The 14,134-nt window shown below is 68.7% G+C and carries 17 protein-coding genes; 12 read left to right on the plus strand and 5 right to left on the minus strand.

Translation table 11 applies throughout. From position 1 onward, the window contains the following. Positions 1 to 84: 84 nt before the first annotated feature. Entirely contained in the window at positions 85 to 777 is a 693-nt protein-coding gene (locus C8K38_RS20760) for a PAS and ANTAR domain-containing protein (RefSeq protein ID WP_373560280.1), read from the plus strand. 194 nt (positions 778 to 971) lie between these two features. Here C8K38_RS20760 and C8K38_RS20765 read toward each other — a convergent pair whose 3' ends face one another. Then, on the minus strand, positions 972 to 1,934 hold the full coding sequence (locus C8K38_RS20765) for a TIGR03557 family F420-dependent LLM class oxidoreductase (protein WP_097213305.1): 963 nt from the start codon (positions 1,932 to 1,934) through the stop codon (positions 972 to 974). 306 nt (positions 1,935 to 2,240) lie between these two features. Then, positions 2,241 to 2,741 carry an STAS domain-containing protein gene (locus tag C8K38_RS20770; protein WP_097213306.1) on the minus strand — a complete coding sequence of 167 codons (501 nt, stop codon included), beginning with the start codon at positions 2,739 to 2,741 and terminating at the stop codon, positions 2,241 to 2,243. A 183-nt stretch (positions 2,742 to 2,924) separates the two neighbouring features. Here C8K38_RS20770 and C8K38_RS20775 point away from each other — a divergent pair, with 183 nt between their 5' ends. The 5 genes from C8K38_RS20775 (at position 2,925) to C8K38_RS20795 (ending at position 5,060) form a co-directional block, all read left to right on the plus strand. After that, positions 2,925 to 3,365, plus strand: coding sequence for an ATP-binding protein (locus C8K38_RS20775; RefSeq protein WP_179800663.1), 441 nt, complete (start codon positions 2,925 to 2,927; stop codon positions 3,363 to 3,365). Next, positions 3,362 to 4,144, plus strand: coding sequence for a SigB/SigF/SigG family RNA polymerase sigma factor (locus C8K38_RS20780; RefSeq protein ID WP_097213308.1), 783 nt, complete (start codon positions 3,362 to 3,364; stop codon positions 4,142 to 4,144). The genes C8K38_RS20775 and C8K38_RS20780 overlap by 4 nt, the downstream gene beginning before the upstream one ends. Positions 4,145 to 4,253: 109 nt before the next feature. Then, a complete protein-coding gene (locus C8K38_RS20785) occupies positions 4,254 to 4,523 on the plus strand; it encodes a DUF7218 family protein (RefSeq protein WP_097213309.1) in 270 nt (89 codons plus the stop codon). A gap of 24 nt (positions 4,524 to 4,547) precedes the next feature. Continuing rightward, positions 4,548 to 4,721 carry a CsbD family protein gene (locus C8K38_RS20790; RefSeq protein WP_097213310.1) on the plus strand — a complete coding sequence of 58 codons (174 nt, stop codon included), beginning with the start codon at positions 4,548 to 4,550 and terminating at the stop codon, positions 4,719 to 4,721. A 138-nt stretch (positions 4,722 to 4,859) separates the two neighbouring features. After that, positions 4,860 to 5,060 (plus strand): hypothetical protein, encoded by a 201-nt coding sequence (locus C8K38_RS20795; RefSeq protein WP_097213311.1) that lies wholly within the window; start codon positions 4,860 to 4,862, stop codon positions 5,058 to 5,060. 15 nt (positions 5,061 to 5,075) lie between these two features. Here the strand turns inward: C8K38_RS20795 and C8K38_RS27280 are convergent, their stop codons facing one another. Beyond that, positions 5,076 to 5,231: a DUF6131 family protein gene (locus C8K38_RS27280; RefSeq protein ID WP_097213312.1), complete on the minus strand. Its 156-nt coding sequence runs from the start codon at positions 5,229 to 5,231 to the stop codon at positions 5,076 to 5,078. Positions 5,232 to 5,758: 527 nt separating this feature from the next. Here C8K38_RS27280 and C8K38_RS20800 point away from each other — a divergent pair. Beyond that, positions 5,759 to 6,034 (plus strand): hypothetical protein, encoded by a 276-nt coding sequence (locus C8K38_RS20800; protein WP_097213313.1) that lies wholly within the window; start codon positions 5,759 to 5,761, stop codon positions 6,032 to 6,034. Here the strand turns inward: C8K38_RS20800 and C8K38_RS20805 are convergent. Together C8K38_RS20805 and C8K38_RS20810 are read right to left on the minus strand one after the other, a co-directional pair. Beyond that, positions 6,004 to 7,272 carry a hypothetical protein gene (locus C8K38_RS20805; protein WP_097213314.1) on the minus strand — a complete coding sequence of 423 codons (1,269 nt, stop codon included), beginning with the start codon at positions 7,270 to 7,272 and terminating at the stop codon, positions 6,004 to 6,006. The genes C8K38_RS20800 and C8K38_RS20805 overlap by 31 nt on opposite strands. 112 nt (positions 7,273 to 7,384) lie before the next feature. Beyond that, complete coding sequence (locus C8K38_RS20810) at positions 7,385 to 8,662, minus strand: ATP-binding protein (protein WP_097213315.1); 1,278 nt, start codon at positions 8,660 to 8,662, stop codon at positions 7,385 to 7,387. A 218-nt stretch (positions 8,663 to 8,880) separates the two neighbouring features. Here C8K38_RS20810 and hypF point away from each other — a divergent pair, with 218 nt between their 5' ends. The 5 genes from hypF to C8K38_RS20835 are packed head-to-tail and all read left to right on the plus strand — an operon-like array spanning position 8,881 to position 14,112. Continuing rightward, positions 8,881 to 11,274, plus strand: coding sequence for a carbamoyltransferase HypF (hypF, locus tag C8K38_RS20815; RefSeq protein WP_097213316.1), 2,394 nt, complete (start codon positions 8,881 to 8,883; stop codon positions 11,272 to 11,274). Further along, a complete protein-coding gene (locus tag C8K38_RS20820; RefSeq protein WP_097213317.1) occupies positions 11,271 to 12,014 on the plus strand; it encodes a HypC/HybG/HupF family hydrogenase formation chaperone in 744 nt (247 codons plus the stop codon). Before hypF ends, C8K38_RS20820 begins: the two co-directional genes overlap by 4 nt. Continuing rightward, positions 12,011 to 12,700 (plus strand): D-sedoheptulose-7-phosphate isomerase, encoded by a 690-nt coding sequence (locus C8K38_RS20825; protein WP_097213318.1) that lies wholly within the window; start codon positions 12,011 to 12,013, stop codon positions 12,698 to 12,700. Before C8K38_RS20820 ends, C8K38_RS20825 begins: the two co-directional genes overlap by 4 nt. After that, a complete protein-coding gene (gene hypE, locus C8K38_RS20830) occupies positions 12,697 to 13,809 on the plus strand; it encodes a hydrogenase expression/formation protein HypE (RefSeq protein WP_097213319.1) in 1,113 nt (370 codons plus the stop codon). Before C8K38_RS20825 ends, hypE begins: the two co-directional genes overlap by 4 nt. A 30-nt stretch (positions 13,810 to 13,839) precedes the next feature. Then, positions 13,840 to 14,112, plus strand: coding sequence for a HypC/HybG/HupF family hydrogenase formation chaperone (locus tag C8K38_RS20835; RefSeq protein WP_027501456.1), 273 nt, complete (start codon positions 13,840 to 13,842; stop codon positions 14,110 to 14,112). Positions 14,113 to 14,134: the final 22 nt, after the last annotated feature.

A 14,134-nucleotide genomic window follows, 5' to 3' on the forward strand; every position in this document is an offset into this window, starting at 1 on the left:
CACGCCTCTCCGTCCGGATGCCTCCGAAGAAGGTCCGCTTCTCGTTGATCGCCACTGCCCTGGAAATGGGTCCATACTCAGAGGGTGAGCGAAGTCGCGCCCGAGGCGCAGCCTGAGTTCAGCGCGACGACGCCCGTCGGCGGCGAGTCGGGCATGCTCGTCGGCAGTTTTCGCTTTCGGGTCGCGGACGACGCGTGGGAATGGTCGGACGCAGTTGCCAGAATGCACGGGTACGCGCCCGGGTCGGTCGTGCCGACCACCGAGCTACTGCTCTCGCACAAGCACCCCGACGACAAGGCACATGTCGCCGCGATCCTCGACAACGTCCGGGCCCACGGCGCGCCCTTCAGCAGCAGGCACCGGATCATCGACACGGAGGGCGAGACCCATCGCGTGGTGGTCGTCGGCGACCGACTGCTCGACAACGATGACAACGTGATCGGGACGTTCGGCTTCTACATCGACGTCACCGACGCGTTCGAATCCGACATCCAGGAATCGATCGATGACGCGGTCGCGGAGATCGCCTCGTCACGAGCCGCGATCGAGCAGGCGAAGGGCGCGTTGATGCTCGCATACGGGATCTCCGCTGACCGCGCCTTCGAGGTTCTGACCTGGCGTTCGCAAGAGTCGAACGTCAAACTGCGCGACGTGGCCCGTCAGTTGCTCCGCGACATCTCCAGCCTGATCGCGACACCGCAGGGATTCCGCGAGGATTTCAACCACATCCTGTTGACGATGTCGATCCGAGCCGACGGGCAACGTCCGGGCGGATAAGGCCTCGTTCTGCGTTTGATCGCGGTATGCACGGGCACTCAAGGGACAGGGCCTGTGGCCGCCCGGGTAGTCGCAGGAACCGAGGGATCGGCGGTTCAGAATCCCGAGCCGCCGATTCCGCCCGTTCGACGGCGGTGATGCCGGCTCCGAACAGCTCATGGCGGAAGCGATTGGCGCCGAACACGCATCGGAGTTCAGCCACCCAACTGACGCAGCGGGCCCGACAGCTCGTCGGCGAAGAAGTCGAAGAAGCCGTCCGGATCGGGTCCCGCGTTGATCAGCACCAGCCGATCGAAGCCGGCATCGACGTACTTCCGCGCCACCGCCAGATGGTCGTCAACCCTTGGACCGCAACCGAACACGGCGCGCATGTCGTCGTCGGTCACATACGCCGAGGCGGCCTCGAAACCCGCGGGGTTGGGCAACTCAGCCTGCACCTTCCAGCCCAGCACTCCGAACCGGAACTTCTCGCGGGCCGACTCGGCGGCCGCGGAGTCGTCGGCCGCCCATGACAGCGGTACCTCGGCATAGGTGGGCCCCTTGCCGCCTGCCCCCCGGTAGCGCTCGACGATCTCGGGCCGCGGCTCGGTGGCGAACAACGCGTCCCCCAGCTCGGCCGCCACCGTCGCGGCGGAACGTCCGCCTGCGGCGACCGCGATCGGCGGCAGCTCTCGGGGCAGATCGAACACCCTCGCGTCCTCGAGCGTCAGGTGCTTGCCCTCGTACGACCGATAGCCGCCCGACCACAGCAACCGAATGATCTCGAGCGACTCGCGGAGCATCTCGTGCCGCCGCGTGACCGCAGGCCACCCCCTACCGACGACGTGTTCGTTCAGACGCTCCCCTGAACCGACACCGAGGGTGAACCGGCCTTCGCTCAGGAGGGCGGTGGTGGCCGCGGCCTGCGCGATCAGCGCGGGGTGATATCGGAGGAACGGACAGGTGACACCGGTCGCGAGGCCCACCGTCTTGGTTCGCGCGGCGACGGCAGCCAAGACGGACCAGACGAAGCCGGAGTGGCCGTGATTGTCCAGCCACGGATGGAAATGGTCGCTTGCCTCGACGAAGTCGAAGCCCACCGCCTCGGCGTGGACGGCTTGGCGGACAAGCTCCGTCGGCGAGTACCCCTCCGCGAAGAGTTTGTATCCGATCTGCACTGCACGCCTCCGATTCACTCATCGGGTCCGGTTTCCGGCACCCACTCGGCGGGTATCACCGGGGCATGACCAGAATCAGCGGCGCTTCGGATCCGGGCGAGCCGGAACCGGGTGACCCCGTTCCACAGCCACCGATCCCGACTCCGCCCGTCCCCACCCCGCCCCTCCCAGGGCCGGCACCCGACCCCGCGCCGCCGGGGCCACAGCCGCCGCAACCGGGACCGGTGCCGGGACCATCCCCCGAGCCCGTGCCGCCCGCACCACCGCCGCCGGCGCCGCGATGACCACGGGCCCGAGGGGCTGCGATCAGCCGACCGCCTGCCAAGCCCCGAGGGAAGCGGTATCGACAGGACGCGATCGACCATCATGCTGCAGCGCGAGCGCGCTCTCGACCGAAGCGAAGCAGCGGAATCGGTTGTCCAGCTCGGCAACCCGGAGGGTGTGGTCGACCGCGCGCGACCCGGTGATCACTGAGAATTCCACCCCGTCGGCCCGGGCTCGCCACTGTGCGTCGGCCAGCACCTCCGCACCCCTGATGCTCAGGAACGTGACCTGCGACAGGTCCACCACGAGCCTGTCAGCTGCCTCGTCGATCCCGGCATTGATCTGTTCCCGCACGGCTGGCAGCGTGGCTGCATCGACATCTCCACTGATCGGGACGACAACCGTCGATGTTCTTCTCGGCGGAGATTCCACCGGGCGCGACACTCGATCCGTTCCCTTGAACTGGTGACGTTGAAGCACGACACCCTCCTCATCATCGCAATTGACAGTGCGGAGTGAAGCGGTGGTGTTGCGATCGTTCATCAGGCATTCGAGTGGATTTTCGGGAGCTGCGACGATTGCTCGACCTACCGCCGGCTGTTGGCTCAACCTGTCTCTTTCTTACCAGATCGATCTGAGCGAGGCCATACCTTCGTTTCGGCGATGAGGAAGGTGGGTAGTCTGCGTTCAGCGAACGCAACATCCCACGTGGGGGAACGAGGCCGTATGTCACGGGCGCACGCCGAAGAGTTCGGAGAGCAGACCGGATCGGAATTGGAGCTCCGGTTGCCGGCCGACGCCGACCAACTTTTCCTGGTTCGCGCGATGGTCACGGCCATCGCGACACAAAATGACTTCGATCTCGACACCATCGCCGATCTGAGACTCGCCGTCGACGAGGCCGCCACCCGATTGGTGCGGGCGGCGCTACCGGAGGCACTGCTCCGGTGTCGGGTTCAGGTCCACGACCGAGAATTCGTGTTCTCCGGATCGACATCGGCCGGCTCCGACGAAGCGGTGGGTGGATTGGACCAGGGGTTCGGGTGGCATGTGCTGCGAACCCTCACCGACGAGGTCTCCGCACACCACGCACCCGACCCCGAAGATGGATCCCGGTTGATCCTCACGATCGACTTCACTCGCCGTGCGGAGGGCACGCCCGGGTGAGCCGGCACTCAGGCCCTGATTCTGACGAGTACTCGGATGTCAATGTCCGGTTCGAGGTACTCGCGGCGATGACGCCCGACGATCCGGCACGAGCAACCGTTCGAGCCGAGATCGTGGAGCGCTGCCTGCCGTTGGCAGAGCACATAGCCCGCCGGTTCACGGGCCGCGGCGAACCGCACGAGGATCTCGTCCAGGTCGCCCGAGTGGGTTTGGTCAACGCCGTCAACAGATTCGACCCCGAACGTGGCACGGAGTTCGTGTCCTTCGCCGTTCCGACCGTCATGGGCGAGGTGCGTCGCCATTTCCGCGACGCGGGCTGGGCGCTGCGTGTTCCGCGCCGCACCAAGGAACTCCATGTGGCCATCGGAAAGGTGACCGGGGTTCTCAGTCAACAATTGGGCCGGTCCCCGACGCCGACAGAGATCGCGTCGGAGCTCGGCGTGAGTCGCGCCGACGTCAACGAGGCACTGCTGGCGGGCAATGCGTACCAGACGACGTCGGTGGACGCCCCCGGTACGGAGCGCCCCGGCGCGCCGCCACTTGCCGAGTCCGTCGGAAACCTCGACTCCGCCTTCGACACGATCGACAATCGTGAAGCTCTCCGGCCGCTGGTCGCAGCGCTGCCCGAGCGTGAACGCACGGTTCTGATGCTGCGGTTCTTCGGCAACCTCACCCAGACGCAGATTGCCGAGCAGGTCGGGGTCTCCCAGATGCACGTGTCGCGGATACTGGCGCGGACTCTTGCCTCGCTCCGGGCGGCGATGGACGAATCGGGCTGACGTCTCGGTTTCGGCGGGCCTCGGGCTGGGTACCAGTGTGGGGCAGAGCCCGGGCAGATCATTGCTCGCCGGCCCGGCTCCCACAGGCGGGACCAGGAAGGAGAAGTCGATGCCGCGAAAGGGATCAGACCCCCACCTCAAGGATCAAGACCTGTACGAGAAACTCCGCAAGGAGGGCGATTCGAAGGAAAAGGCGGCACGGATCTCGAATGCCGCCGCGACCGAAGGTCGTTCATCCGTAGGGAAGACCGGGGGCGAGGCCGAGTCGTACAAAGACCGCACGGTGCCCGAACTGAAAGAACGGGCGAAAGAACTCGGACTCAGCGGCTACTCGAAGTTGAACAAGAAGGAACTCATCAACTCTCTGCGCAATCACTGAGCCAAGACCACAAGGAGGCACCCCATGGGAGCGACCGACAAGGCCAAGAACAAGGCTGAAGAGCTCGCAGGCAAGGCGAAGGAGAAGGTCGGCCAGGCGACCGGCGATCGTGAAACCGAGGCCCGCGGTCAGAAGGATCAGACCAAGGGCAACCTCAAGCAGGCCGGCGAAAAGGTCAAGGACGCCTTCAAGGACTGATCGGCCGAAGTCGACGCCTCCCGGATGGCACCGCCGCTGTACAGACGGACAACCCGGGAGGCGTCGACGTAGGTTTCGCTGCTTCACGGCGGGGTATTGCTCTGACAGGTCGCAACCGCGCGAAGTCGGAGGTCCGTGATGCGCTTGATCACTCTCGTCGTGCTGATCTGGCTCGTGGTCGGGGCCATCGCGGCAGGCCAGCGCGGCTACTACACGAATACCCCGGAGAACTGCGCCGGCGTCGGCACCATCGCGGTCACGGTACTGGCCGGGCCGCTGAACTACGCCGGCGTGAATCCGAAGGTCACCGATTGCAATGTGCCCCAGCCGAGTCCGTAGGCAACGTCGGTAGCGTCAATACCAGTACTTCCGACCCCCGACGGCCCGGCCGGTCGCACCGAGCAGGGCCAAAATCAATCCGACGACCACCAGGACGATGCCGATCGTCCACAAGATGGAGATGCCGGTCAGGAAGCCGATGAGAAGCAAGATCAATCCGAGCACGATCATGGCATGAACCCCGCTTCGTAGTGGTGGTCGAGAATGACGAAGGCGGCATACCCACTGTCGGTCACTCCGAAACAGCGCGTGCCGACGCAGTCGCACCGATCACACCGGAGCTCCGCGATCCAATCTGCGCAGCCCGGAACCCCGGCGTCGCCCCTCCGGCCTGGCCGACACGAACATCGCGCCGAGGCGGGCCTTGATCTCCTCAGTGGTCATGGAACCGCCGGCTCCGGTTGCCCCGGTCGCGGTCGACGCCGGTGTGTTCATCGCGTTCATGCCGAGCTCTCTGTGGTCGATTCGGATGAATCCGAGTTCCGGATTCGCTACTCCTCAATGCTGGGCCGCGCGGCACCGACGCCGCCATCACCCCAGGGCGAGGAATTGCCCACCCTGGGGTGATGGCGGCGTCAGGGGGGCGGCTGACGCCGTTCGCCGAGGTCTGCTGACCGGGAATGACGGCTTGACAATAAGGTAAGGCGTACCTAATACTCACGGCCGGGCACAGTGCCTACACGTGAGGAGTCAGCGTCATGATCGACCGTCTCATCGAAGAGGCATACGCGCGCGGTGTGGTCCGCGCGGTGACGCCGACCCCGGCGGGCGACGACGAGTACCTTCTCGACCGTGCGAGCGATCCAATGCGCCGGGAGGCGGCCGTCGCGGTGCGGGTCCGGGCGGACGGGCGGTTCGCCCTTGCGACCGACAATGGCGGAGCACTGACCATCGGACAGGTGGCGGCGCTGTGCGGGCTCACCGGCCGCCCGGCCGACCGGACTCAGCCGTCCCCGTCCAGGCAGGCCAGGTAACCGCCCGCCTCGAAGTCGGCGCGCGCGCAGTAGGTCGCCCGCGGGTAGTACTCCCCCATGGTCGTCGCAGGGTCGGAGTTCGCCGCCTGGGACGCCTGCACCGACTGGGGGTAGAAGGCCGGGCTGGGCAGCATGTGCCGCAGGAACAGCACCTTCTTCGGAACCTCGGTGGAACCCCAGGGCAGAACCGTCACCGTGGGGTCTGACGCGGCGGCCGCGGGCACGTCCTCCGGCACCGCCACCACATAGGTGTAGTAGCCGCGCGCATCGAGGTTGGTCTGGAAGTCGGCCGCGCAGGCGACCACGGGATACGGCGACACCTGGTCGTTCTGACACATGGACCAGTACCGCACCTGCTGCCCCGGCTCGGTCACCGGCACGCCCTCCCGGGTGTCCGGGAAGGTCGGCGCCCGTCCCCGCACGACGACGATCCGGCCCGGCTGATAGGTCAGTCCGGCGCCGATGTACTTGTTGTCGCCGTTGGGGAACAGCCCGGAGGTGCTGGCCGGGTTCACGAAGGTCGCCTCGGGCACGTTCCCGGGGAACGCGCCCGATGCCGCGCCCGCGATCAGTCGGTCGAAGGTCGCCTCCATCGCCTGCCCCATCGGTCCGTTGGTGGCGTCCGCCGGGTCGAATGCCGCCGGGCAGGTCGAGATCGGGATCGTGGTGGCGCCGTTGTTCAGCACCAGGGCGACCGCGGGCAGCGGCACCCCTCCCGGCGGCGAGGCCACGTCGTCGGGGACGTACACCCGGATGATCAGGAAGCCCATCGGCACGGTCTGGCTCGCGGCTCCGGCGGGCAGCGCCCGGATCTGGTTGAGCGCGTGGTCCGCCTCGCCGGGCACCACGGTGGCGTGCCAACGCCCCGCCGACTCCGGCGACCCGGCCGGCGAGGGATCCACGAACGGGTTCCCGCTGCCTCGATCCGGGACGATCTGGTCGTCGCGCAGGGTGTCGACCGTGTTCAGGTCGGTGCCGTAGGTGTTGAGCGAGAAGTAGCGCGCAGCGGGATAGTCCCCGCTCAGCTCGATCCGGTCGTCGCCCCCCAACGCGTACGGCAGCACCCAGTAGGTCGCGTTGGCGTCCGGGAACGCGACATTGAGAACGGTCTCGTTCGACATGAAGCGCCACGCGCACGCGGGCGACTCCGGGCCGGCAGGGGCGGCGCGGGCGGCCATCGCGGGCGCTCCGAATGCCGCGGCCAGCACCGCACACGCCAGCACGAGCAGGACCCGCATCGCGGGTGTCGAATGACGCGCCGAATCGGGCATACCGACTCCGTTTCGTTCCGTCTGCTCACGCTACCGCCCGATCCCGCCTCGGGCGGGTGTTCCGGCGCAGGTCAGAACGTCACAGGCGTGTGTACTGCTCGGTGTCCTGGTCGAACTCGGCCAGCAACTCGGCACTGAGGGTCGGCCGCGTGTCGGCGATGGCCGCGAGATAGTCGTCGGTGTTCGCCGGCTCGCCGCGGCGGTGGAGAATCTCCCGCTCGAAGGCGGTCTGCGCGCCCTTCCGCGCCGCGAACTCGATGTCGGCGGGCGTGAACAGCTCGCTGGAATTCACGATCAGGTTCACGTCGACCGCACCGTGTGCGGCACCGAGGTACCGCTCCCACACCGCACGACGGGCGGGCGCATCCGGCGGGCCGACCGGGATCACGTAGTCGAATCGACCGGGCCGCAGGAACGCAGAGTCCAGCGAGTGCACCGAGTTCGTCGCACAGACCATCAGTCGCCGGTCGCGTTCCCGAAACAACGGGATCAGCTTGAGCAGTTCATTGGTGACCCCATGCGCGGCATTGGCCGCCGACCCGGTGCGGGCGGCCGCGATCTCCTCGACCTCGTCGATGAACAGCACCACCTCCTCGAGCTCGGCCAGTTCGGAGAAGACATCCCGTAACGAGGCGGCCAACCCACCGTCCACCGCCGCGGCCAGGCGAGAGGGGAACAGTTCGACGAACGGCCAGCCCAGTCTCGATGCCACCGCCTTCGCGAAGCTGGTCTTGCCGGTACCGGGCGGGCCGAACAGGATCACCGCCTTGGGGGGCTGGACGCCATACCGTTCGGCGACGTCCGGCTCCGCCAGCGGCAAGACGACCCGGCGCTCGATGGCTTCCTTCACCCGCTCCATTCCGGCCATCGCCTGCCACAACCCAGTGGGCAGTATGCGACCACCCAACTCGGCGAGCAACGCCCGATCCGGGCCGAGCGGCTCGAGCATTTCGTAGTAGACGAGACCGTCCCGACGGGTGTAGCCGGAGTTCTCGAACGCCGCCGAACCGGTGGCACCCTCGGTCAACACCGCACAGATCCGCTGAACCCCGGAGGAACGCAGGCGTTGTTCCAGATTCGCCAGCAGCGCGCTACCGATTCCGCGTCCTCGCCATCTCGATCCCAGTGCCACCAGGAGCACCCAGGCCCGCTCGCCCTGTGTCTGTGCCACCGCCATCCCGACCAGTTCGTCCCCGACCGCGGCCACCACGGCGGGCTGACCAGCCCGGGCCGCAGCCATCACCTCGGCGACCGCGAACACCGGCTCCTCCGACCCCGGCGCACGGCTCTGATCCAGGATCTGGATGGCTTGATCGAGATCCCCGTCATGGAAGTCACGCAGCCGCCACACCGGCATGCTCACACACCGCCGCCCGCCGAGCCGGGCCCGAGGCTCATGCGATCAAGTACACACCCGTAGACCGCTCCGCGTCTGCACCTGGGTCCTCCGGATGCTGCGGATACTGCGCCGATGCCCCTTGCGGGTCCGGAGCGCGAGGAGAAAGATCCGATGAAGGCCGGTCGTCACCCAGCACCCCGGACCCGGGGTGAACCGTCTGCGATGTGGAGTCGGGTATGACAACCCACTTACAGCCAGCACACCGGGCGGAAGGCCGTATCGAACGGCGTCGGATCGTGGTTCGCGGAATCGTCCAGGGGGTGGGGTTTCGGCCCTTCGTCGCCAGGCTGGCGGCGGACCTGGCGATCGGCGGCCACTGCGGCAACGACGATGCCAGTGTGTTCATCGAGGCGGAGGGCCCCGCCGCCGCCCTCGCGGAGTTCGAGCGCCGGATACGGGCCGAGGCGCCACCGATCGCCGTGATCGTCGACCTCGCCGCGGAAGCCCTTGCCCCGCAGGGCGAGAGATCCTTCCGCATCGCCGAGAGCAGGCACGTGCCCGGCGCGCGGACGCTGATCTCCCCGGACGTCGCGACCTGCGAGGACTGCCTACGCGAGTTGCGGGACCCCGCCGACCGCCGCTACCGGCATCCCTTCATCAACTGCACCAACTGCGGGCCGCGCCTGACCGTGATCACCGACCTGCCCTACGACCGTCCTGCGACGACGCTGGCCCCGTTCGCGATGTGCCCACGCTGCCTGCGCGAGTACGGGACCGTGGAGGATCGGCGCTACCACGCCCAGCCGATCAGCTGCCACGCCTGCGGCCCGCGGATCTTCCTGGAGCGCGACGGCATCCGGACCGTCGGGGACGACGAGGTGCTCGGTGGCGTCCAGCGGGCGCTGAACGACGGCCTGATCGTCGCGATCAAGGGGCTCGGCGGCTTCCACCTGGTGTGCGACGCGACCCAGCCGGGCGCGGTGCGGCGTCTGCGGATCCGAAAGCGCCGCCCCGCCAAGCCGTTCGCGGTGATGGCCGCGGACACGGCGACGGCCGAGCGGATCGTCGAGGTGTCCGACGCCGAGCAGCGCCTGCTGGGCCACCCCGCGCGGCCGATCGTGCTGCTGCGAACCCGGGGAACCGGCCCCGTCGCGGACGAAGTGGCGCCCGGCCTGGACGAACTCGGAGTGATGCTGCCCTACACCCCGCTGCACCACCTGCTCTTCTCGCCGGCTCCCGGGTCGCCACCGGATGAGCACCCCCGTGTCCTGGTGATGACCTCCGGGAACACCAGCGGCGAGCCGCTCTGCTTCGACAACGACGACGCCCGCGCGCGGCTCGCCGGGATCGCCGACCTCTTCCTGATGCACGATCGCGACATCGCCGTGCCCTGCGAGGATTCGGTCCTGGCGGTATCCGAGGACCGGGAGGTCCCGATCCGCCGGTCGCGAGGGTATGCGCCGCTCCCGATCCTGCTGCCCTCCCCGGGTCCGGTGGTGCTGGCGGTGGGGGCCGAGGTGAAGAACACCTTCTGCCTGACCCGCCAGGATCTCGCATTCTGCTCGGCACATCTCGGCGACATGGGCACACTCGAAAGCCGGCGCGCGTTCGAGACCTCGGTGCGCCAGCTCACCACCATGCACCGGGCCGCGCCCGCGCTGATCGTCGCGGACGATCACCCGGGCTACTCGACCAGGCAGTGGGCGGCGCGGTACGCCGGCGCGAACGAGATCGAACTGCGCACGGTGCAGCACCACCACGCGCACGTCGCCTCCCTGCTCGCCGAGCACGGCCGCCTCGACTCGAGGGTCCTCGGCGTCGCCTTCGACGGCACCGGATACGGGTGCGACGCGACCGTGTGGGGCGGCGAGCTCCTGTTGGTCGGCCCGGACATCCTGACCACCGAGCGGTCGGGCCACCTGCAGTCGTTCTGGCTGCCCGGCGGCGATGCCGCGGTCCGCAACCCCGCCCGCGTCGCGCTGTCGCTGCTGCACGAGGCCGGGATCCGCGAGATCGACGACCTGCCCTGCACCCGAGCGCTCGCGGCCGCGGAACGCCTCCTCGTCGCCTCTCAACTGGCCTCCGGGGCGGGCGCCGTCCGCACGACCAGCGTCGGGCGCCTGTTCGACGGCGTCTCCTCGCTGCTGGGCGTCTGCCACCGGGTGAGCTACGAGGCGCAGGCCGCCATCGAACTGGAGGCCCTCGCGCGACAGGCCGACAGACCGGCACCGCTGACGATGGCGATCGACGGCGGGCAGCTGCGACTCGATGCGCTGTTGACCGGTCTCGTCGCGGGCCTGCGGCGGGGCGAGTCCGCGGCCTCGCTGGCGCTGGGATTCCACCACGCGCTCGCGACCGCGACCGCGGCGCTGGCCCTGCGGATCGCCGACCGGACCGGCACCGGAACCGTCGGGCTCACGGGAGGCGTCTTCCAGAACCGGCTCCTGCTGAGCCTGCTGCGAACGCGATTGCAGGGCAACGGTGTCGAGGTCCTCACCCACCAGCGGGTGCCCGCGAACGACGGCGGGCTCTCGCTCGGCCAGGCGGTCCTCGGCCTGGCGTTCCTCGAGCGCGCCGCCCACCGGCGCGGTACCAGAACCGACCAATCGGAGATCGGAGCACGGCGATGACCACGACGGCGCATTCGGACGCCCCCCTGATCGACGACGATCTCTCCGCGGATCTCGCGTCCGCGGCGCTGTCGCTCGCCAGGAGGTTCAACGCGGGCGCCACGCTGTGGGTCATCTCGCCGCAGTGGGAGCCGCACGCCCATCACGTCGCGGTCGAGTTCGTGCACCCGGTGATCATGGGCAAGCGGGCACTGCCGTCCGTCGCGCTGGTCGAACCGGACCCGGTCGCGCAGTGCCGCGTCGCCACCCGGCCCGGCGACGTGATCATCGCGGTGGCCTCCGCCGACCAGCCCCAGGTGCGCGACGCGATGCGGCGCGCACCCGCGTGGGGCGCCGACACTATCTGGATCGGCTCCGGCCCGCGCCCGCCGGCGGGCAGCGCCGATCACACGCTGTGGGTGGCCTCCGACGATCCGATGATCCCGGCGACCGGCAGGTTCGTGCTGATGTACCACCTGCTGTGGGAGCTGACCCACGTCTGTTTCGAACATCCCGGCCTGCTGACCCCGGACGAGGACGCGTGCGCCGACGACGGGTGCGTCACCTGCAGCGACGAGGGCAGGCTCGCCGAGGTGGTGTTGCCTCCGGCCACCGCGCTGGACACCGCGCTGGTCCGCACCGGCTCCGGCGAGGAGTCCGTCGACGTCACCGTGCTCGGCGAGGTCGAGGCGAACGACCTGATCCTCGTGCACGGCGGCGCGGCGATCACCCGCATCGACAACGCCGAGGTGTCGCGATGAGCGAGCAGGAGAGCACCAACTTCCTCTATCCCTTCATCGACGCGGAGGAGAACGACGCCGACGCGTTGCTGACCGACCTGGCCGCGTCGGCGCGCAGCAAGGCCGCCGAGAGCGCACGGCTGCAGCGGGTCTCGCTCGAGGAATGGGGCGACGGGATCACCTCGGCGGGCGCCCGGATGGCCGAGCGCTTCCGCGCGGGCGCGCGGCTGTACACCTTCGGGAACGGCGGCAGTTCCACCGACGCGGCCACCCTGGCCTCGCTGTTCAGCCGGCCCGCCCGCGGTCGGCCGGTCGCGGCCTGGTCGCTGGCGGCCGACCAGGCGGTGGTCACGGCGCTGGGAAACGACGTGGGCTTCGAGCTGATCTTCTCGCGCCAGATCATCGCCCACGCCAAGCCGGTCGACATCGCCATCGCGCTGTCCACCTCCGGCAACTCCGACGATCTGATGACGGCGTTGGCCGAGGCCCGCACGCGCGGGCTGCTGACCGTCGGGTTCGCCGGCCACGACGGCGGCCGGATGTCGACCAGCGACGACCTGGACTTCTGCTTCACCATCCGGTCCCAGAGCATCCATCGCATCCAGGAGAGCCACGCGCTGATCGGATACCAGCTCTGGTCTGCGGTGCAGGACAACCTCGCGAAACCCGCACCGGGGCCGCGAGAGACGACAGGCGGTCCCAGATGAGCAGCTCACAGGTCGGCGACCGACCCTCGACCGCGGCCGAACGCGAGGGCCGGGTACTCGACCGCATCGACGAGTTCCGCAAACGCCGTCCGCGCCTGCTCGAATCGGTGGTGACGCTCGCCCACGGTGCGGGCGGCAAATCCTCGGCGGCCCTTGTCGATTCCGTCTTCGTCGAGGCGTTCCGCAACCCGGAGCTCGAGCAGCTCGGCGACGCCGCGGTGCTGCCGCTCCCGTCGGGCGAGCGGCTCGCGTTCTCGACCGATTCGTATGTGGTGCAACCGCTGCGGTTCCCCGGCGGGTCCATCGGGAACCTGGCCGTGCACGGCACCGTCAACGACCTCGCGGTCTCGGGTGCCCGCCCGCAATGGCTCTCGGCCGCATTCGTCATCGAGGAGGGCTTCGAAATCTCCGCGCTGCGTGAGATCGTCGCCGACATGCGCGATTCCGGCCAGGCGGCCGGTATCGAGATCGTCACCGGGGACACCAAGGTGGTCGGCAAGGGCGCGGCGGATGGGATGTACATCTGCACGGCGGGCGTCGGCGTCATCCCCGCGGGCCGGGTGCTGTCCGCGGACCGGGTGCAGCCCGGTGACCGCGTCCTGGTGTCGGGCACCATCGGCGAGCACGGCATGGCGGTGATGCTCGCCCGCGGCGAGCTCGCCATCGAGGCCGACATCGACTCGGACACAGCGCCGGTGAACTCGCTCGTCGAGGCGCTGCTCGAGGCCGCACCGTCGACCCGGTGGATGCGCGACGCCACCCGCGGCGGGGTCGGCACGGTCTGCAACGAGCTCGCGCAGGTCTCCGGTCTCGCGGTGATCATCGACGAGCAGTCGCTCCCCGTCCAGCCGCAGGTGCTCGGCGCGTGCGACATGTTGGGGATCGACCCGCTCTACGTGGCCAACGAGGGCAAGTTCATCGCGATCGTGCCGCGCGCCGAGTCGGACGCCGCGGTCGACGCGCTGCGTGCGCAGCCCGGCGGCGCGCAGGCGGCCGTCATCGGTGAGGTGATGGCCGAGCCGCAGGGCATCGTGGCGCTGCGGACCGCGTTCGGGGGCAGCCGGATCGTCGACATGCTCGTCGGCGACCCGCTGCCGCGAATCTGTTGAGCAACAGGAACTCCTGAAAGGAGGACGGCTATGTGCTTGGGCATACCGGGGCAGGTGGTTGACATCGTCGACGCCCAGCAGCACCTGGCCAAGGTCGACGTCAACGGGATCCGTCGGGTCATCAGCGTCCGCCTACTCGCCGATGAGGGCCTGGTCGTGGGCGACTGGGTCCTGGTGCACGTCGGGTTCGCGATGTCGAAGATCGACGAGGCCGAGGCGCAGGTGACGCTGGACCAGGTCCAGAAGATGGGCGCCGACTACACCAACGAGATCGACGCGTACAACTCGTCCGAAATCGCCTGATCTCGGGCATCTTCCGTCAGCG

This window comes from Rhodococcus sp. OK611, from assembly GCF_003050885.1.
GTDB lineage: Bacteria > Actinomycetota > Actinomycetes > Mycobacteriales > Mycobacteriaceae > Rhodococcus_G > Rhodococcus_G oryzae.